This is a genomic window from Arthrobacter sp. 9AX (assembly GCF_902506095.1).
Lineage (GTDB): Bacteria > Actinomycetota > Actinomycetes > Actinomycetales > Micrococcaceae > Arthrobacter.
Window position 1 is genome coordinate 692,541 of sequence record NZ_LR733293.1, and the last position, 18,698, is coordinate 711,238.

General features: G+C 67.3%; 18 protein-coding genes and 2 pseudogenes. 15 read left to right on the plus strand and 5 right to left on the minus strand.

Features of this window, described 5'->3' with window-relative positions:
* The first annotated feature begins 28 nt into the window (after positions 1–28).
* The 4 genes from BACI348_RS03210 to BACI348_RS03225 all read left to right on the plus strand — a co-directional run bounded on the left by BACI348_RS03210 (position 29) and on the right by BACI348_RS03225 (position 4,813).
* Entirely contained in the window at positions 29–730 is a 702-nt protein-coding gene (locus BACI348_RS03210; RefSeq protein ID WP_159823924.1) for an SDR family oxidoreductase, read from the plus strand.
* Positions 731–771: 41 nt separating this feature from the next.
* Entirely contained in the window at positions 772–2,214 is a 1,443-nt protein-coding gene (locus BACI348_RS03215) for an aldehyde dehydrogenase family protein (protein ID WP_159823925.1), read from the plus strand.
* On the plus strand, positions 2,211–3,806 hold the full coding sequence (rfaE2, locus tag BACI348_RS03220; protein ID WP_159823926.1) for a D-glycero-beta-D-manno-heptose 1-phosphate adenylyltransferase: 1,596 nt from the start codon (positions 2,211–2,213) through the stop codon (positions 3,804–3,806). The genes BACI348_RS03215 and rfaE2 overlap by 4 nt, the downstream gene beginning before the upstream one ends.
* 80 nt (positions 3,807–3,886) lie before the next feature.
* A complete protein-coding gene (locus BACI348_RS03225) occupies positions 3,887–4,813 on the plus strand; it encodes a spermidine synthase (RefSeq protein WP_159823927.1) in 927 nt (308 codons plus the stop codon).
* On the opposite strand, the gene BACI348_RS03230 is transcribed toward BACI348_RS03225, so the two are convergent.
* A complete protein-coding gene (locus tag BACI348_RS03230; protein ID WP_159823928.1) occupies positions 4,810–5,721 on the minus strand; it encodes a LysR family transcriptional regulator in 912 nt (303 codons plus the stop codon). The two genes, BACI348_RS03225 and BACI348_RS03230, sit on opposite strands and share 4 nt — an antisense overlap.
* 130 nt (positions 5,722–5,851) lie before the next feature.
* Between BACI348_RS03230 and BACI348_RS03235 the strand changes: the two genes are divergently transcribed.
* Both BACI348_RS03235 and BACI348_RS03240 read left to right on the plus strand, forming a co-directional pair.
* A complete protein-coding gene (locus BACI348_RS03235; RefSeq protein ID WP_159823929.1) occupies positions 5,852–7,234 on the plus strand; it encodes an MFS transporter in 1,383 nt (460 codons plus the stop codon).
* A 51-nt stretch (positions 7,235–7,285) separates the two neighbouring features.
* Entirely contained in the window at positions 7,286–8,035 is a 750-nt protein-coding gene (locus BACI348_RS03240; RefSeq protein ID WP_159829736.1) for a 3-hydroxybutyrate dehydrogenase, read from the plus strand.
* 92 nt (positions 8,036–8,127) lie between these two features.
* On the opposite strand, the gene BACI348_RS03245 is transcribed toward BACI348_RS03240, so the two are convergent.
* On the minus strand, positions 8,128–8,391 hold the full coding sequence (locus BACI348_RS03245) for a hypothetical protein (RefSeq protein ID WP_159823930.1): 264 nt from the start codon (positions 8,389–8,391) through the stop codon (positions 8,128–8,130).
* A 184-nt stretch (positions 8,392–8,575) separates the two neighbouring features.
* Positions 8,576–8,965, minus strand: a complete 390-nt coding sequence (locus tag BACI348_RS03250) for a winged helix-turn-helix transcriptional regulator (protein ID WP_159823931.1) — start codon at positions 8,963–8,965, stop codon at positions 8,576–8,578.
* Positions 8,966–9,063: 98 nt separating this feature from the next.
* On the opposite strand from BACI348_RS03250, the gene BACI348_RS03255 reads away from it, so the two are divergent.
* Positions 9,064–9,927: an SDR family oxidoreductase gene (locus BACI348_RS03255; RefSeq protein ID WP_159823932.1), complete on the plus strand. Its 864-nt coding sequence runs from the start codon at positions 9,064–9,066 to the stop codon at positions 9,925–9,927.
* 63 nt (positions 9,928–9,990) lie between these two features.
* On the opposite strand, the gene BACI348_RS03260 is transcribed toward BACI348_RS03255, so the two are convergent.
* Positions 9,991–10,626, minus strand: coding sequence for a LysE family translocator (locus BACI348_RS03260; RefSeq protein ID WP_159823933.1), 636 nt, complete (start codon positions 10,624–10,626; stop codon positions 9,991–9,993).
* Between the two features lie 251 nt (positions 10,627–10,877).
* On the opposite strand from BACI348_RS03260, the gene BACI348_RS03265 reads away from it, so the two are divergent.
* From BACI348_RS03265 to BACI348_RS03300, 8 genes and pseudogenes are all read left to right on the plus strand, one after another.
* Positions 10,878–11,852 carry an NAD(P)-dependent alcohol dehydrogenase gene (locus tag BACI348_RS03265; protein WP_328699907.1) on the plus strand — a complete coding sequence of 325 codons (975 nt, stop codon included), beginning with the start codon at positions 10,878–10,880 and terminating at the stop codon, positions 11,850–11,852.
* A 236-nt stretch (positions 11,853–12,088) separates the two neighbouring features.
* Positions 12,089–12,922: an IclR family transcriptional regulator gene (locus BACI348_RS03270; protein ID WP_442858487.1), complete on the plus strand. Its 834-nt coding sequence runs from the start codon at positions 12,089–12,091 to the stop codon at positions 12,920–12,922.
* 122 nt (positions 12,923–13,044) lie between these two features.
* Positions 13,045–13,350 (plus strand): annotated as a pseudogene (locus tag BACI348_RS21060) (urocanate hydratase); the annotation flags it as partial.
* A 46-nt stretch (positions 13,351–13,396) separates the two neighbouring features.
* Complete coding sequence (gene hutU, locus BACI348_RS03280) at positions 13,397–14,890, plus strand: urocanate hydratase (protein WP_442858488.1); 1,494 nt, start codon at positions 13,397–13,399, stop codon at positions 14,888–14,890.
* 71 nt (positions 14,891–14,961) lie between these two features.
* Positions 14,962–15,118, plus strand: a pseudogene (locus BACI348_RS21065) (urocanase-related protein); the annotation flags it as partial.
* Positions 15,119–15,127: 9 nt separating this feature from the next.
* Positions 15,128–16,720, plus strand: coding sequence for a histidine ammonia-lyase (gene hutH, locus BACI348_RS03290; protein WP_159823935.1), 1,593 nt, complete (start codon positions 15,128–15,130; stop codon positions 16,718–16,720).
* A gap of 163 nt (positions 16,721–16,883) precedes the next feature.
* Entirely contained in the window at positions 16,884–17,120 is a 237-nt protein-coding gene (locus BACI348_RS03295; RefSeq protein WP_159823936.1) for a hypothetical protein, read from the plus strand.
* A 241-nt stretch (positions 17,121–17,361) separates the two neighbouring features.
* The gene (locus BACI348_RS03300; protein WP_159823937.1) at positions 17,362–18,273 is read left to right on the plus strand and encodes a fumarylacetoacetate hydrolase family protein; all 912 of its coding nucleotides are present in this window, start codon (positions 17,362–17,364) and stop codon (positions 18,271–18,273) included.
* Here BACI348_RS03300 and BACI348_RS03305 read toward each other — a convergent pair.
* Entirely contained in the window at positions 18,270–18,662 is a 393-nt protein-coding gene (locus BACI348_RS03305; RefSeq protein WP_159823938.1) for a universal stress protein, read from the minus strand. The genes BACI348_RS03300 and BACI348_RS03305 overlap by 4 nt on opposite strands.
* Positions 18,663–18,698 lie beyond the last annotated feature (36 nt).

An 18,698-nucleotide genomic window follows, 5' to 3' on the forward strand; every position in this document is an offset into this window, starting at 1 on the left:
TTTTGTTCTTCCGATCGAAAGGAACACCATGACCGCAGAGTCGAAAACACCCGGACGCGTGCTCGTGACCGGCGGTGCCTCCGGACTGGGGGCCGCCGTCGTCGACGCCGTCTTGAAGGCAGGCGGCACCCCGGTGGTGCTGGACCGCGACATCAGCAACGTGTCCGCCGTGAAGGCTTTCGAAGTGGATGTCGCTGACCGGCTGGCCGTTGAGGCCGCCGTCAGGGAGGCCGCCGAATCGCTCGGCGGACTCGAAGCCGTGGTGACGGCGGCCGGCATCGACCGGTGCGGCAAGCTGGCCGACGTCGAGGCCACTGAATGGGAGAAGGTCATCGGGGTAAACCTGATGGGCACCGTTTCTGTTGTCCGTGCCGCGCTGCCCTACCTTAAGGATTCGCACGGCCGGGTGGTGACCATCGCCTCCACGCTGGGCAAGCGTGCCGTCGCTGACGCCACCGCCTATTGCGCGTCAAAGTTCGGTGTGGTGGGATTCAGCCACGCGCTCGCGGCCGAGACCGGCGGCGAGATCGGGGTGACCACCATCATCCCGGGCGGCATGAAGACCCGCTTCTTCGACGACCGCACGGAGCAGTACAAGCCGCAGGACGATTCGCGGCTCAACGACCCGGCAAACACGGCACAGGCAATCCTGTTCGCCTTGAACCAGCCCACCGGCTGCGAGGTCCGCGAAATGCTGATCTGCCATGAGGAAGAGGGCTCCTGGCCCTAAGTCCACAAGCGACCCACGCCGGAACCGACGGGAGGAACATCATGCCCAGCATCGCCACAGGCACCACCGCATCAAATGCCACTGCATCAAATGTCGCTGCGCACGGGGACACCAACGCCATCACTATCCGGAACCCCCGGACGGGTGAGGTTTTGTGGACCGTGCCGGAAGCCGGACCCGCGGCGGTGACCCGTGCCGTGGAGGTGGCACGGAGCGCTGCCACGGGATGGGCCGCCACCGCACCGGCGGAGCGGGGCGCGGCCCTCCGGGCAGCGGCGAAAGCACTTGCGGCGGCCGCCGAGGAACTGGCCGGGCTCAACTTCAGCGAAACGGGCCGGCCGGTCGAGGAGTCGCTGGCCGGCATCGGTGCGGGCGTTTCCACTTTGGAACAGTACGCGGAGCTGGGCCCGACCCACCGCGGCCACAGCCTCCGCGGCAACCGGCTCGCCGCCGACTACACGGTGGCCGAGCCCCGCGGCGTGGCCGTCCTCCTGACCCCATGGAACGATCCGGTGGCGGTGGCGTGCGGCCTGATCGGCGCGGCCCTGGTCACCGGAAACGCCGCTGTGCACAAGCCGAGCGAGCGCTGCCCCCGGCTGGGAGAGGCACTGGGTGAAGTCCTCGCTCCCGCCTTCCCGCCGGGCGTATTCCAGACGGTATCTGGCGGCGCCGGCACAGGTGCGCTTCTGGCGCAGTCCGACGCGGATGTTATCGCGCATGTGGGCTCGAGTGCGGCCGGTGCCCGGATCGCGAGGGCGGGCGCCCTGACGGGTGCGCACATGATCCGGGAGAACGGCGGCAACGATCCGTTGCTGGTGGACTGCAATGTGGACCCCGTGTGGGCGGCGGAGCAGGCTGCCATCGGCGCCTTCAGCAACAGCGGACAGATCTGCGTGGCAGTGGAGCGGATCTACGTCCACCAGGACATCGCAGCCGAATTCTGCCAGGCGCTGGAAGCGGAAGCAGCGCTCCGCAACCACAAGGGGACTGTTGCACCGCTGGTGGACCTCCGGATGCGGGACGAGGTGCACGCCCAAGTGGCTGATGCCCTGGAAAAGGGCGCACGCGCGGTGGTGGGCGGTGCCCTGCCGGACGGCCCGGGTTCGTTCTACCCGGCCACCGTGCTGCTTGGCTGCACGGGCCGCATGGACGTCATGACGGAGGAGACGTTTGGGCCCGTCGCGCCGGTGCAGGTGGTGGAAACGTTCGACGACGGGCTGCGGCTTGCGTGCAGCGGCAGGTACGGCCTCGCCGCCACAGTCCTGAGCGGCAACATCGCCCACATCCAGCAAGCGGTGGCCGCCCTTCCGGTGGGCACCGTCAAGATCAACGAAGTGTTCGGCGGTGCCCCCGGTGGTGCTGCCCAGCCGCGCGGCGACAGCGGGGCCGGCTTCGGCTACGGGCCGGAGCTGCTGGACGAGTTCAGCCGGGTGAAAGTGGTGCACATCGCCGCACCGCCGGCGGCCGCGAAGGCCACATCATGAGCCTGACACCCGACGACCGGCCGGCCGGGGTTCACGCCAGCGGTGGCCACCCGGATACCCGCAGCACCGATCCCGCCCGGGCGGACCTGTCCAGCCAGCGGGCGCTGTCCGAATGGCTGCCCGGCCGGCTGGCAGCGGAAGAACCGGCCATCCTGGTGATCGGCGACCTGATGCTGGACGGCTGGTGGAGCGGCAGCATCGAACGCCTGTGCCGTGAGGCCCCGGCCCCGGTGGTGGACATCAAGGTACGTGAATCAGTTCCCGGCGGGGCAGCCAACACGGCCATGAACCTGGCTGCCCTGGGGGCCCGGGTCTCGGTGGCCGGCATCATCGGAACCGACGACGCCGGAGCGGACCTCCGCGGTCAACTCGTGGCGGCCGGCATCGACGTGACCCACCTGCACAGCCATCCGGAGATGGTGACCACCACCAAGATCCGGATCAGCAGCGGCGGCCAGGTGATGCTCCGCCTCGACGACTCGGCCAGGGCTGTGCCGGCCGAGGCGTTGGCGGCGCTGGCCGCTTCGGTGCGTGCCGCCGTCGAACGCCGGGACGCGGTGCTGGTGTGCGACTACGGCAACGGTGTCCTGGCCGACCCCGTCCGCGACGGTCTGGTCGAAGCTCTGGCGCAGGCTCCAGTTCCGGGGGACCGCCCGCTGCTGGTGGTTGACTCGCACGACCCCCGTCCCTGGGCACCGCTCCGCCCGGACCTGGTGACGCCCAACGCGCAGGAGACCGCGCGGATGCTGGACCTGCGGCTGCCGGATGGCCAGGACAGGGTGGAAGCGGTCAGCCAGCACGCGGACGCGCTGCTGGCAGCCACGGGCGCGGGCGCCGTGGTGGTCACCCTGGACCGCGACGGCACCATGCTGTTGAGGCCCGACGGCGTCACGCACCGAACGTGGGCGCGTCCGGCCGCCGAGAAGCAGGCATCCGGGGCCGGCGACACTTTTGTGGCCGCGCTGACGCTGGCGCGCGCGGCCGGACTGCCGCTGACGGCGAGCCTGGACCTGGCCCAGTCGGCCGCGGACGTGGTGGTGCACCAGCCCGGCACTTCCGTGTGCAGTACCGGCCAGCTCAGCCGGTACCTTGCAGCCTTCGCTGACACCGCACTGGGCGCCGACGAACTCGAACGGCAACTGGAGCTGCACCGGTCCGAGGGCCAACGGATCGTGCTTACCAACGGCTGCTTCGACGTCCTGCACAGCGGCCACACCCGGTACCTCAACCAGGCCAAGCAGCTGGGGGACGTCCTGGTGGTGGCCCTCAACAGCGACGCTTCGGTGCGGCAACTCAAGGGCGCCGGACGGCCCATCAACTCCATGGCGGACCGTGCCGCCGTGGTGGCCGCCCTCAGCTGCGTGGACTACGTGACGGTGTTTGATACCCCCACCGCGGCGCCGCTGATCCGGCAGCTGCGGCCTGAGGTCTATGCCAAGGGCGGCGACTACACCCCGGAGATGCTGGCCGAGACACCGGCTGTGGAGGAATACGGCGGGCGGGTGGCCATCCTGGATTACGTTGCCGAGAGGTCCACCACCGCCGTGGTGAAGCGGATCCGCGAGGGCGAAGGGGCTGTGCCGGGCAACTGACCGTGCCCGGCACCTGGCCGTGCGGAGCAACCAAGGCCCAGCAACTAAGGTTGATGCATGACTGAAGCACGGCACCGGTAATGGCAAAACGCGGAAGGTCAGGCGGCCGCAACAGCAGCCGTGCCGTTGCCGGCGTCGTGGACCTGCCGGCGGGTCCCCGCGCAGTAGCGGCAAAGAGCAGCGGACCCGTGGAAGGTGTCTACTACATCGACACCGGGGACTGCGAGCTGATCGCGGACCAGGACAACTCCACCGGCTGGCTGCTGAAGATCAACGGCGTGATGAGCTCCCACATCGACCTGGCCGACCCCCTTTTCCTGGACTTTGAGTACATGCGCTGGATGTCGGCGCTGATCGAGTCGCGCTGGCCGGCGGCGGAGGTTTCCGGCACCCAACAGAAGCTGCGCGGCCTGCACCTGGGCGGCGGTGCCTGCTCGCTGGCCCGCTACTTCCACGCCGTCTATCCTGACGCGCGGCAGGTGGTGGTGGAACTGGACGGGAAGCTGGCCGAGTACGTGCGCGGCTGGTTCGACCTGCCCAAGGCGCCCCTCCTGCGCCTCCGCGTGGGGGAGGCCCGCGAGGTCACCGAAACGCTGACCCCCGAAACCCGTGACTTCATCATCCGCGACGTGTTCGCCGGCGCGTTCACCCCCCGCGCGCTGACCACTGCCGAGTTCAACCAGCAGGTGAAGCGCGTCCTGGCTCCCGGCGGGCTCTACGTGGTGAACTCCGGCGATGCCCCGGACCTGAAGAACGCGCGCGAGGACGCCGCCACCATCGCGGCAGCCTTCAAATACACCGTGATCATCGCGGACCCGGCCATGCTCAAGGGCCGGCGCTACGGGAACATGGTGATGGCCGGCAGCGATGCCCCCTTCGGCGACGACCGGAAGCTGCACCGCCGGCTGCTGGGCGGGGCCGTCCCGGCCCACCTCTGGGACGACGAGCAGGTCAGGGCCTTCGCCGCCGGCGCCCCCGTCCGCCACGACCCTCCCGTGGTGGCCTAGCGTCCGGGCTCCTTGCCCCGGCCCAGCAGCCAGTCCCGGTGTTCTGCCATCCGGTCCCGGAGCGCCTGCACCACGGCAGCCACGGCCGGGCGCCGCATCGAGTCCGGCCGCAGCACCATCCAGTAGGGCAGCAGTTCGGCGATTTCGGTCGGCAGGAGGCGGACCAGGTCCTCGTGCAGGTCGCCCATAAAGCACGGCAGGAAACCGATCCCGGCCCCGGCGCGGGTGGCCTCCACATGGACAAAAACGTTGGTGGAGGTCAGGCCGTCGCGCATTGCCGGCACCAGCCGGCGCGGGGCATCGAGGTCGTCCACCTGCAGCATGGAATCCACGAAATAGACCAGCGGGTGCTCATTGAGTTCGGCCACGGTGGCGGGGGTTCCATGCTCGGCAAGGTAGGCGCGCGAGGCGTACATTCCCAGCATGTAATCGCCCAGCCGGACCGCCTCGGCCCGGTGCACCTGCGGCTCGCCCACCACCACTTCGATGTCCAGTCCCGAGCGCTGCTGCAGCGCCCGCCGGGTCATGGTCACCACCTCCACGCTGAGCCCCGGGTGGTCGCGCCGGAGCCGCGCCACCGCCGGCGCGGCGATATAGGCGCTGAACCCGTCGGTGGCGGTCATGCGGACGACGCCGGTAATCGGGTCCGGTGCGTGGCCGGCGGCGCCCAGCGTGCCCACCACAGCCTCCACCTGTTCGGCCACCTGCACCGCCCTGGCGCCGAGGTCCGTCAGCTCCCAGCCCCCCGTGGCCCGCGCCAGGACCCTGCCGCCGAGCGCCTTCTCCAGCGCGGCTATCCTGCGTGAGACGGTGGTGTGGTTCAAGCCCAAAGCCTGCGCCGCCGTCGTAAATTTTGCCGAGCGGGACACCGCAAGGAGCACCAGCAGGTCATCGGGGTTTGCTTTCATATCTGCAATTCTGCACACGCTTGGTGCCGGATTGGTCATTGAAGCGCCATGACTGTGCAGTAATACTCAGTGAAGCCATTAGTGCTGGAGAACACAGCACGTGTCATCGTGGACACCAAGGAGAAACCCCATGAGCGTTGAACAACGCCCGGCGGACAACACTGCCGGACCTGCATCCAAAGGATCCGGACTGAAGAAGATCGTGGCCGCCTCAATGGTGGGCACGGTGGTGGAGTGGTACGAGTTCTTCCTCTACGCCACCGCCGCCACCCTGGTGTTCGGCAAGTACTTCTTCCCCGCCACAGGGAACGAGCTGGACGGCATCATCCAGGCCTTCCTCACCTACGCCGTCGGATTCGTGGCACGTCCGCTGGGCGGCATCGTGTTCGGCCAGATCGGCGACAAACTGGGCCGCAAGCCCACCCTGCAGCTCACCATCGTGATTGTGGGCGTGGCAACGTTCCTGATGGGCTGCCTGCCCGGGTTCGCCGAGATCGGCTACCTGGCGCCGGCACTGCTGGTGGCCCTGCGCTTCATCCAGGGCTTCGCGCTCGGCGGCGAATGGGGCGGCGCCGTACTGCTCGTGGCCGAGCACAGCCCCAACAAGTCGCGCGGTTTCTGGTCCAGCTGGCCCCAGGCCGCCGTGCCGGTGGGCAACCTGCTCGCCACGCTGGTCCTGTTCATCATGTCCACCGCGCTCAGCAGCGAGGCATTCCTCGGCTGGGGCTGGCGCGTGGCGTTCTGGCTCTCCGCGGTGATTGTGTTTGTTGGCTACTACATCCGCACCCACGTCACCGAAGCCCCCATCTTCCTCGAGGCCAAGGCCCTGGTGGAGAAGGAACAGGCCGTCAGCTACGGCGTCTTCGAAGTGGTCCGCAAGTACCCCAAGGGCATCCTCCAGGCCATGGGCCTGCGGTTCGCCGAGAACATCATGTACTACCTTGTGGTCAGCTTCGCCATTGTCTACCTCAAGAGCGTCCACAAGTACGACACCTCCTCGCTCCTGCTGGCCCTCCTGATCGCCCACATCATCCACTTCCTGGTGATCCCGCAGGTGGGCCGGCTGGTGGACTCGGTGGGACGCAAGCCCGTGTACCTGTTCGGCGCCATCTCCGGGGCGGCCTGGCCGTTCTTCGCCTTCCCGATGTTCGATACTCGCAACGCAGTGGTCATCGTGGCCGCCGTGACCATCGGACTCTGCCTGCACGCCTTTATGTACGCCGGGCAGCCCGCCATCATGGCCGAACTGTTCCCCACCCGCATGCGCTACTCCGGCGTCTCGCTCGGTTCCCAGGTGACGTCCATCTTTGCCGGGTCGCTGGCGCCGCTGCTGGCCACCCAGTGGCTGAAGGACACCGGCTCGTGGGTGCCCACCGCCATCTACCTGGTGGTGGCCTCCGCCATCACCTCGGCGGCCGTGCTGAGCCTCCGGGAAACCAAGGGCATCGCGCTGGAGGACGTGGACAAGGCCGACGCCGCCCGTGAGGGCCTGCTCTCCGCCCCGGCGCGCTGAGCCGCCCGGGCCGAAAGGAGACGTGTGATGGATGACCGCAAGGGAGCAGCTATGGAAAACACTTTGACTGGCCGCAAGGCACTGGTCACCGGGGGAGCCAGCGGAATAGGGGCCGCGTGCGTCCGGGAGCTGGCTGCCCGGGGAGCGAAAGTGGTGGTGGCGGACGTGGATGCCGCCGGAGCCGCCGCGCTCGCCGACGAGGTGGGCGGCACCTCCTGGGCCGTTGACCTGCTGGACGTGGACAAGCTCGCCACCCTGAGCCTGGACTGCGACATCCTGGTGAACAACGCCGGGATCCAGCGCATCAGCCCCATCGAGGAATTTGATCCGCTGCAGTTCCGCCGGATCATCGCCCTGATGCTGGAGGCGCCGTTCCTCTTGATCCGGGCCGCCCTGCCGCACATGTACACCAACGGGTTCGGGCGGATCATCAACCTGTCCTCGGTGCACGGGATCCGGGCCTCGCCGTTCAAGAGCGCGTATGTTTCCGCCAAGCACGGCCTCGAGGGGCTGAGCAAGGTAACGGCGCTGGAGGGCGGGGACCACGGGGTGACGTCCAATTGCATCAACCCCGGCTACGTCCGCACGGCGCTGGTGGAGAAGCAGATCGCTGACCAGGCTGCCGTGCACGGCATTCCCGAATCGGAGGTTCTGGCCAAGGTGATGCTGACGGAGTCCGCCATCAAGCGGCTGGTGGAGCCCGAGGAGGTGGCCTCCCTGGTAGCCTGGCTGGCCTCGGACCACGCCGGTATGGTCACCGGCGCCAGCTACACCATGGACGGCGGCTGGTCCGCCAGGTAGCCCACCCCACCTTTGGAGTTTTTGTCCAGATATGCAGGTTTATTCGGCCTTCAACCCTGCATATCTGGACAAAAACTCCCGGGTGTGAGGGGTCAATCCTGGGGCTTGAGCACCCGGTGGTCGTAGAACACTATTCCGGTGGCGGTTTTCACGCCTGCTGCCGTTCCCCGTTGGGAGACGACCACGCCCTCGCACCGGCCATTGAACGGATCGTCGCCCACTACGGCGTCCCCGATTCTGTACGGTGACCGCGGCGTGAGGGCCGTCTTGGCCCGGTTCAACAATTCCGCCGCGGCCGTGGCGAGGCTGATGGGCTGGCCCAGGACGGCAGGGTCGGGGACAAAGGTTTTCACCATGCGTACCAACTCCTTGCGGGCGGCTGTTCATCCACCCACTGGCGGTGCAGTTCAACCAGAGTGCTCCCAGCGGAGGGCGGCCCTCCCACTCCCGGCTGACACCGTACGCCAAAGCTAGGCGCTATTCACACCAGTCACACCAGTAACATGTACTCGCTTTTCTGGGGCAGGAATACTCCCCAGATCAGCGCTGCCCGCTGACGATGTCATCGGCGTTATCAAAGGCCCACGCAACCAGCGGAACCAGCAGGCCGCTGAGTTCGTAGCCTCGATCAGTCAGGCTGTAGTCCACGCGCGGGGGGATGACGGCCTGGGCTTTCCGGCTGACCAGGCCGTCGCGCTCGAGGGTCTTGAGGGTCTGGGCCAGCATTTTCTCGCTGATGCCCTCAGCCCGCCGCCGCAGCTCGCTCCATCGCTGCTCACCCTCGGACAACGCCAGCAGGATCAGCACGCCCCATTTGCTGGTGATGTGGTCAAGGACTGTCCGGCTGGGGCACCCGGCCGGGAACACGCCGTCGGCCAGCGCTACGGGAAGGGGAGCGGCATGGGCTGGAGCGGCTGTACTTACTTCCATACCAGTACCTTACCTCAAAGTGCGTACTCTCTTTCGGGAAGTATTCGGAAGGCGCCATGGTTGTGCTTCATGAAGAACCCCCTACGGAAGGAAAATTCATGAGCATCGTCGTCACAGGAGCAACCGGCCAGCTGGGCCGCCACGTCATTGCCGCCCTGCTGGAGCGCAACGTTCCCGCGCAGGAGATCGTGGCCACCGGGCGTTCGATTGAAAAGCTCGCAGACTTCGCCGAGCGCGGCGTCCAGGTCAAGGCCCTGGATTATTCCGATCCCGCCTCCGTGGCAGGTGCCCTGAAGGGCGCCACCAAGGTGCTGCTCATCTCCGGCAGCGAAGTGGGTCAGCGGGTGGAGCAGCACCGCACCGTCATCGAGGCCGCCAAAGCCGAGGGTGTGGAGCTGCTCGCGTACACCAGCATCGCCAACGCAGACACCACCGGGATGAAGCTGGCAGCCGAGCACCAGGCAACGGAAACCATCCTGCGGGAATCCGGAGTTCCGTTCGTCCTCCTGCGCAACGGCTGGTACCTGGAGAACTACACGGACCAGCTGCCGGGTACCCTGGCCCAGGGTGCCATCGCCGGAAGCGCCGGCGAAGGCCGGGTCAGCGCCGCGTCCCGCGCCGACTACGCCCACGCGGCCGCGGCCGTCCTGGTTGCCGAAGACCAGACCGGCAAGGTCTACGAGCTGGGTGGCGACGAACCGTTCACCATGGCTGAACTCGCCGCCGAGATCAGCGCCGCCGCCGGCAAGAGCATTGCATACCAGGACCTTCCTGCCTCGGAATATGCCGGCATGCTGAGCGGGTTCGGAGTGCCGGAGGCATTTGCCGAAATCCTCGCGGATTCAGACCTCGGCATTGCCCGCGGCGACCTCCTGGTCAGCACCGGCGACCTGCGCAGGTTGATCGGCCGCCCGACGACGTCCCTCGCCGAGGCCGTCAGGTCCGCCGCTGCGTCTGCCTAGGCCGCAGCGCTCCCCTCTGGTTGTCCGGCCTTCCCCGCCTTCCCGGGCGGGGGGTCCGGGCCATCAGGACTTGGTGCCGGTCAGCGCGAGGGTGCTTCCCAACCCGATCATTAGCGCCCCGCCGGTTGCCTCCATGGCGGAAATCCTGCGGGGTGACCGGGCAAACCACTGGCGGGCCGAACCGGCGGCGATCGCCCACAGGCTGTCAGAAACGAGCGCTATCAGCACGAAGACCATGCCCAGCAGCCCCAGCTGGAAGGGAATGGTGCCGGACTGGTAGTCAACAAACTGCGGCAGGACGGCCACGAAGAACACCACGGACTTGGGGTTGGTGGCGCCCACCACCAGTCCCTCAGCCATCAGCCGCAGCGGACGCGGGTCCACCGGCGGGCGCTCGGGGGAGGCGTGGTCCCGCCGGTGCCGGATGGCCTTGATGCCCAGATACACCAGGTACGCCGCGCCGGCCAGCTTCACCACGCTGAACAACATCACCGACTGCGCCACCACAATTCCCACGCCCAGCGCCACCGCAGCCACCTGCACCAACTGGCCGGCCGCGTTGCCCAGCACGGTGAGCACCCCGCCCTTCCAGCCGAGCGCCAAAGAGCGTCCGATGACAAACAGGACACTCGGTCCCGGAACGGCGATGAGGATCACGGCGGCGAGCGAAAACGCCAGCAGGTTGGACAGTGGCACCATGCCTGATCCTAACTCCGGCGGGGAGCGTCAAGCACTGCCTGGAGCTCCCCGGACCGACGTACTCAGCCGCGGCCGCCCGTGGCGGTGCTTGGTGTCTTTCATCTCAGATTGCGCCGCGAATGCCTGCTTATCCGGTCCAGGGCCGAAGGACCCTTGACGCCTTACCGGCTTTTTCTTACGTTGAGGGCCCGCCCGGGTGGATGAACTGCGTTGAGGTTGTGGCCCGATACCGGCAGCGGTGAAGGAGATCGATGATGAAAGCGATCGTGCAGGACGTTTATGGATCGGCGGACGTACTCGAGTTGCGGGACATTGCCCGGCCCGAGCCCGGCGGGGGCCAGGTGCTGATCCGGGTGCGGGCGGCCGGCGTCGACCAGGGCGTGTGGCACCTGATGGCCGGGCTGCCCTATCTGATCCGGCTCTTTGGATACGGGCTGAAGAAGCCGAAGGTTCCTGTCCGGGGCCGGGAAGTGGCGGGCATGGTGGAAGCGGTTGGGCCTGGGGTGAGCCGCTTTAGAGCCGGGGACGAGGTGTTTGGGACCTGCGACGGGTCCTTTGCCGAATTCGTCTGTGCCAAGGAGGACCGGCTGGCCCGAAAGCCGGTGAACCTCTCGTTCGAAGAAGCTGCGGCGGCGCCGATCTCCGGGGTTACCGCTTTGCAGGCTGTCCGGGATGCAGGCCGGGTGGGTGTTGGGCAGCAAGTGCTGATCCTGGGAGCCGGCGGGGGCGTGGGGTCCTTCGCGGTCCAGCTGGCCAAGGCCTTCGGAGCCGAGGTAACGGGTGTGTGCAGCACCGGAAAGGTCGAGCTGGTGCGGTCCCTCGGGGCGGATGAAGTTATTGACTACACCCGGTCCGATATCGCGGACACCGGGAAGCTGTACGACGTCATCCTGGATACGGCCGGCAACCGGCCACTGTCCGTCCTGCGGCGCCTGTTGGTCCCAAAGGGCACGCTGGTGATTGTCGGCGGCGAAGGGGGCGGCAAACTGACCGGCGGATTTCAGCGGTCCCTTGGTGCGCCGCTGGTCTCCCTGTTTGCTGGCCGCACGTTGAAAGGACTGGTCTCGAAGGAAACGCACCTGGATCTTGAGGCCCTTGCATCGCTGATCGAAGCCGGCAGCGTCAAGCCTGCGGTCGATCGGGTCTTTCCCCTCGCCGAAGCGCCGGACGCCATCTCGTACCTCCGCGCGGGCCGGGCGCGCGGCAAGGTGGTGGTGAGGGTCTGAGGCGAGCTCTCAAGGCAATCTCGCGGCACTCGATGTGCGCAGGATATCTGAGTACCCCGGATGCGCTGTTGGCTGGCCGGCCAACCGGGGGCAGGTCCCCGATCTGTTGAAGTATGTCTCGTATTCCAGACAGTCGCCGCGCACTAACAGCGCCAGGACGGTCGAGGAAGGTGCAAGCTTAAGTACGGGATCCCGGACATCGCCGGGACACACTGCTACATACGAAGGAGGGTCCGGTGTCGGTGACCGAGGCGGGGCCGCAGGCGGTCAACGAATCAAAAGCAGCCTTGAAAGCGACGTCCAAAGTCCCGGCTGCCGAAAACACACTGCGCATCCTCAAACTGTTGGCCTCCCGCCGAGGTCCGATGGCGGCGTCGCAAATTGCTTCCACGCTCGGCCTGCCGCGGTCCAGTGTCTACCACCTGCTCGGTGTGATGGAGGCGAACGGGTTTGTGCTCCACCTCCACGAGGAACAGCGGTACGGGCTTGGTATCAGTGCCTTCGAACTCAGTTCCGCCTACTCCCGCCAGGAACCGCTGTCCCGGCTGGGCCGGCCGCTGCTCGCGAGCCTCGTGGATGCCCTCGGCGAGAGTGCCCACCTGGCTGTCCTGCATGGACGGGACGTGCTCTACATCGTGGAGGAAAGGGCCAAAAACCGCCCTTCCCTGGTGACCGACGTCGGCGTCCGGCTCCCCAGCCACCTCACCGCCAGCGGGCGGGCCATCCTGGCCGCGCTGCCCAAGTCGCAGGTGCGCGCGCTGTACCCCAACGCCGCTGCCTTCACGGCACGGCACGAGGTGGAGGACGCCATCATGAAGTACTCTGCACTGTCCTCCCACCTGGACCAGGTCAGGCAGCGCGGCTACGCCACTGAGCATGGCGAAGTCACGCCTGGCTTTGGTTCCATTGCCGCCGCCGTGACGGATCACCTGGGATGGCCGACGGCGGCAGTCGCAGTGACGTTCCTCGAGGACAAGCTGCCCGCGCAGGAATGGCCCGTGCTGGCCGGCCGCGTGCAGAAGGTCGCCGACGAGTTGTCCCTCCGGCTCCACGGCCGCCCCGTGAAGTAGCCCAGCCGCGTCTGGGATGCCGGACAGTACCGCCCGGAAACCCCTGTAAAGCCCCTCCGCCAAGGGCTTTAGTTGTTACAGAACTTCTTTCGAACCACAGACACCAAAGAAAAGGAGCCATCATGGCACCCGCCGATTTCACTACCGGTGCCCGCCCGGTCAAGGCTGCCCGGGGTACTGGGCTCACGGCCAAGTCCTGGCAGACCGAGGCGCCGCTGCGGATGCTGATGAACAACCTGGATCCGGAGGTTGCTGAACGCCCGGATGATCTGGTGGTGTACGGCGGCACGGGCCGGGCTGTGCGGTCCTGGGCCGCGTTTGATGCGATCACCCGGACGCTGGAGAGCATGGAGAAGGACGAGACGCTCCTGGTCCAGTCCGGCAAGCCGGTGGGGGTGTTCCGGACCAACGAGTGGGCACCGCGGGTGTTGCTGGCCAATTGCGTTTGATGCGATCACCCGGACGCTGGAGAGCATGGAGAAGGACGAGACGCTCCTGGTCCAGTCCGGCAAGCCGGTGGGGGTGTTCCGGACCAACGAGTGGGCACCGCGGGTGTTGCTGGCCAATTCCAACCTTGTGGGTGACTGGGCCACCTGGCCTGAGTTCCGCCGGCTCGAGGCCGAGGGCCTGATGATGTACGGGCAGATGACTGCCGGGTCCTGGATCTACATTGGCACCCAGGGCATCCTGCAGGGCACGTTCGAGACCTTCGCCGCGATCGCCCGGAAGCTGACCGGGGACGAGAACGGCACGCTCGCCGGTACCCTGACCCTGACCGGCGGCTGCGGCGGGATGGGCGGAGCGCAGCCCCTCGCGGTCACCCTGAATGACGGGGCTTGCCTGATTGTCGATGTTGATGAGACCCGGCTGCGCCGCCGCGCCGGCAAGCGCTACCTCGACGAGGTGGAAACCGATCTGGACGCCGCCATCGCCAAGGTCCTGGCCGCCAAGGAGGAGCGCCGCGGCTGGTCCGTGGGCTACGTGGGCAACGCCGCCGAGGTGTTCCCCGAGATCCTGCGCCGCCACACAGCCGGCGAGCTCACGGTGGACATCGTCACCGACCAGACCAGCGCCCACGATCCGCTGTCCTACCTGCCCGAGGGCATCACCGTGGCCGAGTGGCACCGCGAAGCCGAAGCCGATCCCGAAGGCTTCACCAAGAAGGCCCAGGCCTCCATGGCCAAACACGTCCAGGCCATGGTGGAGTTCCAGGACGCCGGCGCCGAGGTCTTTGACTACGGCAACTCCATCCGCGACGAGGCCCGCAAGGGCGGTTACGAACGCGCGTTCGAATTCCCCGGCTTCGTCCCGGCCTACATCCGGCCGCTGTTCTGCGAGGGCCTGGGCCCGTTCCGCTGGGTGGCCCTGTCCGGGGACCCGGAAGACATCCGCGTCACCGACGAAGCGATCAAGGAACTGTTCCCGGAGAACAAGCACCTGCACCGCTGGATCGACGCCGCCCAGGACCGGGTCGAGTTCGAAGGCCTCCCGGCCCGGATCTGCTGGCTCGGCTACGGCGAACGCCACAAGGCCGGCCTGCTGTTCAACCAGCTCGTGAAGGACGGCAAGGTCAAGGCCCCCATCGTGATCGGCCGCGACCACCTGGACTCCGGCTCGGTCGCCTCCCCGTACCGTGAGACCGAGGCCATGGCCGACGGCTCCGACGCGATCGCCGACTGGCCCCTGCTCAACGCCCTGCTCAACACCGCCTCCGGCGCCACCTGGGTCTCCATCCACCACGGCGGCGGTGTCGGCATCGGCCGGTCCATCCACGCCGGCCAGGTCTCCGTCGCCGACGGCACCGACCTCGCCGCCCAGAAACTCGAACGCCTCCTCACCAACGACCCCGGCATGGGCGTCATCCGCCACGCCGACGCCGGCTACGACCGCGCCCTCGACGTCGCCAAAGAACGCGGCGTCCGCATCCCCATGCAGGAATCGGCAGATTCCGCAGAAAACGCGAAGTAGGAACCACAAGTGACACTTACAACCCACGAACCGGTGACCGTCACCCTCGGCTGCAGCGGTGTCACGCCCGNCGCCCAGAAACTCGAACGCCTCCTCACCAACGACCCCGGCATGGGCGTCATCCGCCACGCCGACGCCGGCTACGACCGCGCCCTCGACGTCGCCAAAGAACGCGGCGTCCGCATCCCCATGCAGGAATCGGCAGATTCCGCAGAAAACGCGAAGTAGGAACCACAAGTGACACTTACAACCCACGAACCGGTGACCGTCACCCTCGGCTGCAGCGGTGTCACGCCCGAGGATGTGCTCGCCGTCGCGCGCCACAACGCCACGGTGACCATCTCCGCGGAAGCGCTCGAAACGGTCGCCAAGGTCCGCGCCCACATCGATGACCTCGCCGCCAGCGACGTCCCTGCCTACGGCATCTCCACCGGCTTCGGCGCCCTGGCCAACCGCCACATCCCCGGCGACCTGCGCACCCAGCTCCAGAAAAGCCTGATCCGCAGCCACGCGGCCGGCATGGGCCCGGCGGTGGAACGCGAAGTGGTGCGCGGCATCATGTTCCTGCGCGCCAAGACCCTCGCCTCCGGCCGCACCGGCGTCCGACCCGTGGTCCTGCAGACCATGGTGGACGTCCTCAACGCCGGCATCACCCCGGTGGTCCGCGAGTTCGGGTCGCTCGGCTGCTCCGGCGATCTCGCGCCGCTGTCGCACTGCGCCCTGGTCCTGATGGGCGAGGGCGAAGCGGAAGGTCCCGACGGCGTCACGTACGGCGGGCGGGGAGAGCGGCCTGTCGCTGAGCTGCTTGCAGCGCACGGCATCGAGCCGGTCACCCTCGCCGAGAAGGAAGGACTGGCGCTGGTCAACGGCACCGAGGGCATGCTGGGCATGCTCCTGATGGCCATCGCCGACCTTCGCCAGCTGCTCACGACGGCGGACATCACCGCCGCGCTCAGCGTCGAGGCGCTGCTGGGTACGGACCAGGTGTTCCTGCCCGGGCTGCACGCAGCCCTCCGTCCCCATCCCGGCCAGGCGGCCAGCGCGGACAACATGCTGCGCGTGCTGTCCGACTCGCCCATCGTGGCCTCCCACAAGGTAGGGGATTCGCGGGTGCAGGACGCCTACTCGCTGCGCTGCGCTCCGCAGGTGGCCGGTGCTGTCCGCGACACCGTGGACCACGCCGCCCTGGTGGCTTCCCGTGAGCTTGCCGCGGCCATCGATAACCCGGTGGTCCTGCCGGACGGCCGCGTGAGCTCCAACGGCAACTTCCACGGCGCCCCTGTTGCGTATGTGCTGGACTTCCTGGCCATCGCGGTTGCCGACCTAAGCTCGATTGCCGAGCGGCGGACGGACAGGATGCTGGATCCGGCCCGCTCGCACGGCCTGCCGGCGTTCCTTGCGGCTGATCCGGGCGTGGATTCCGGCCTGATGATCGCCCAGTACACCCAGGCGGGGCTCGTCTCGGACAACAAGCGGCTGGCTGTTCCCGCCTCCGTGGACTCCATCCCGAGTTCGGCCATGCAGGAGGACCACGTTTCCATGGGCTGGCACGCGGCGCGCAAACTGCGCAAGGCGGTGGAGAACCTGCGCCGGGTCCTGGCCATCGAGCTGGTGACCTCAGCCCGGGCGCTGGACATCCGGACCCAGCTCTCGGGCGGCGCGCTGGCCCCGGGGCCAGCGGGTGCCGCCGTGGTGGCTGCCCTCCGCTCCGTGGTGGCCGGGCCGGGAACCGACAGGTTCCTTTCGCCTGAACTGGAGGCGGCTGACCGCCTGGTCGCGGCAGGTGAGGTGCGCCGGGCGGCCGAATCCGCCGTCGGCACACTCGCCTGAAAAGGAAGAATCTTCAGAAAAGCAGCGCTGGCCGTCCGCCTGATGGAATTTCCGCCGACACGGTCATTGGGCGGGTGGTGAGTGTAGTAGAACTGAAGGTGTAGTGAAAGTCACATCAAAGAAGCTGTGGCAGCAGAACATATACAAAGGGGTAGAAGTTCACATGAAAGCACGTGGGGCAGTCCTATCGAGGCGTCACGCCCATTCCGCCGTTGTTTCCGACTGGAGGACCCTCCGGGCCGGGGAACGCGTCGAGATCATCAAGCAGGCGCATGTGGTGGCCACCGTGGAGGTGGAAGAAGTGTCGCAGAGCGGAAACGTTCTGTGGCTTGTGCCCTCCGGTCCCGCGGAGAAGCAGCTCTTTTTGAAGTCCGACGGCGTGCAGGTACGCCGCGGCTGACAGCCTTGGCACTTCAAATGAAAGTCCCCGCACTGCGTGATGCAGGGCGGGGACTTTTGTATGTGCGCCAGAGGCGTCCATCGCAAACTGTCAGGCGGCGATGGCCTCGCAGGTTTCGCCGAACGGCACTGATTGCAAGCACAAGTGCAGTCATAATCGGTCCATTGGCAGAGCCCGGCCTGCCTCAGCCACCATGGGTAAAGAGCCATCGTGACGTAGGTCGGAGAGAAGGAAATCCAGTATGAAGATCATGCGCCTTGGGGACACCGGCAAGGAACAGCCCGCCGTTCTGGCGCCGTCCGCGGACGGATCCGAAGAGTATTTCAGCCTGCTGCCCCTGACCGGGGACATCGACGGCCGTTTCCTCGCCGGCGGAGGCCTGGCAAAGGTGCGCGAAGCGCTGGCGGCGGGCGCGCTGCCCGTCCTCAAGGGAGCAGCCGGACTCCGCGTCGGCGCCCCGGTGGCACGGCCCGGGGCGGTGGTGGGCATTGGTATGAACTATGCCGCGCACGCAGCCGAGTCCGGCTCCGCGCCGCCTGAGGTTCCCGTGGTGTTCCTCAAACCGACCAACACGGTGACCGGGCCTTATGACCCGGCGCCCATCCCGCCGCACTCCTCCTGCTACGACTGGGAGGTGGAGCTGGGCATGGTGATCGGCGCGGAAGCCTCCTACCTGGGGTCCGTTGAAGAGGCCCGGGAGTGCATCGCCGGGTACGTCACCGCCAACGACTTCTCTGAGCGCGAGTACCAGATTCCCGGTGCGGCCGGCCAGTGGACCAAGGGTAAGTCCCTGCCCGGTTCCACGCCCTTGGGCCCGTGGCTTGTTCCGGCGGATGAGATCGACGCCGGCCACCTGCCCCTGCACAGCCGGGTGAACGGTGAACCCCGCCAGGACTCATCCACCGCCGGGCTGATTTTCGACGTCGCTGCTCTAGTGCACCACTGCAGCCAGTACATGCGGCTGGAGCCGGGCGATGTGATCATCACCGGGACTCCAGAAGGTGTTGCGCTTAGCGGCCGCTTCCCGTACCTGAAGCCGGGGGACGTGGTGGAGGTTGCCATTGAAGGACTGGGCCGCCAGCGCCAGGAACTGTACCGCGCCTCAGGCGCGGCGCGGTACAGCCAGGAGCCGGGGCAGCTTCAGTCCACCTAACCGGCCTTCACTGCCAGGACCGGGCAGTCGGCCTCAAGCAGGATCCGCTGGGACACGCTGCCCATGATGAGCTTGCCCACCGGAGTCCGGCGCCGCAAACCGATCACGATCAGTTCCGCGTTGTTCTCCTCCGCCGCGTCCAGGACTTCTGCGGCGGCATCGTGGCCACGGACCGGCTGCTTGATCACGTGGTCGATGCCCTGGGTAGCCAGCCGGTCCTCGATGCTCTGGATTTCCGGTTCCTGGGCGTAGCGGTTGTCCACCAGCGCGTCACCCTTGGACGAGTTGATGACCAAGAGTGTGGAACTGCGGTTCCTCGCTTCCACGATGGCCTGGGTCAGGGCTGCTTCGCCCTCGGGGGTCGGGACGTATCCCACCACGATGGTCATGGCTGATTCTCTTTTCTGTAGTTCCGGGGCTTTCGG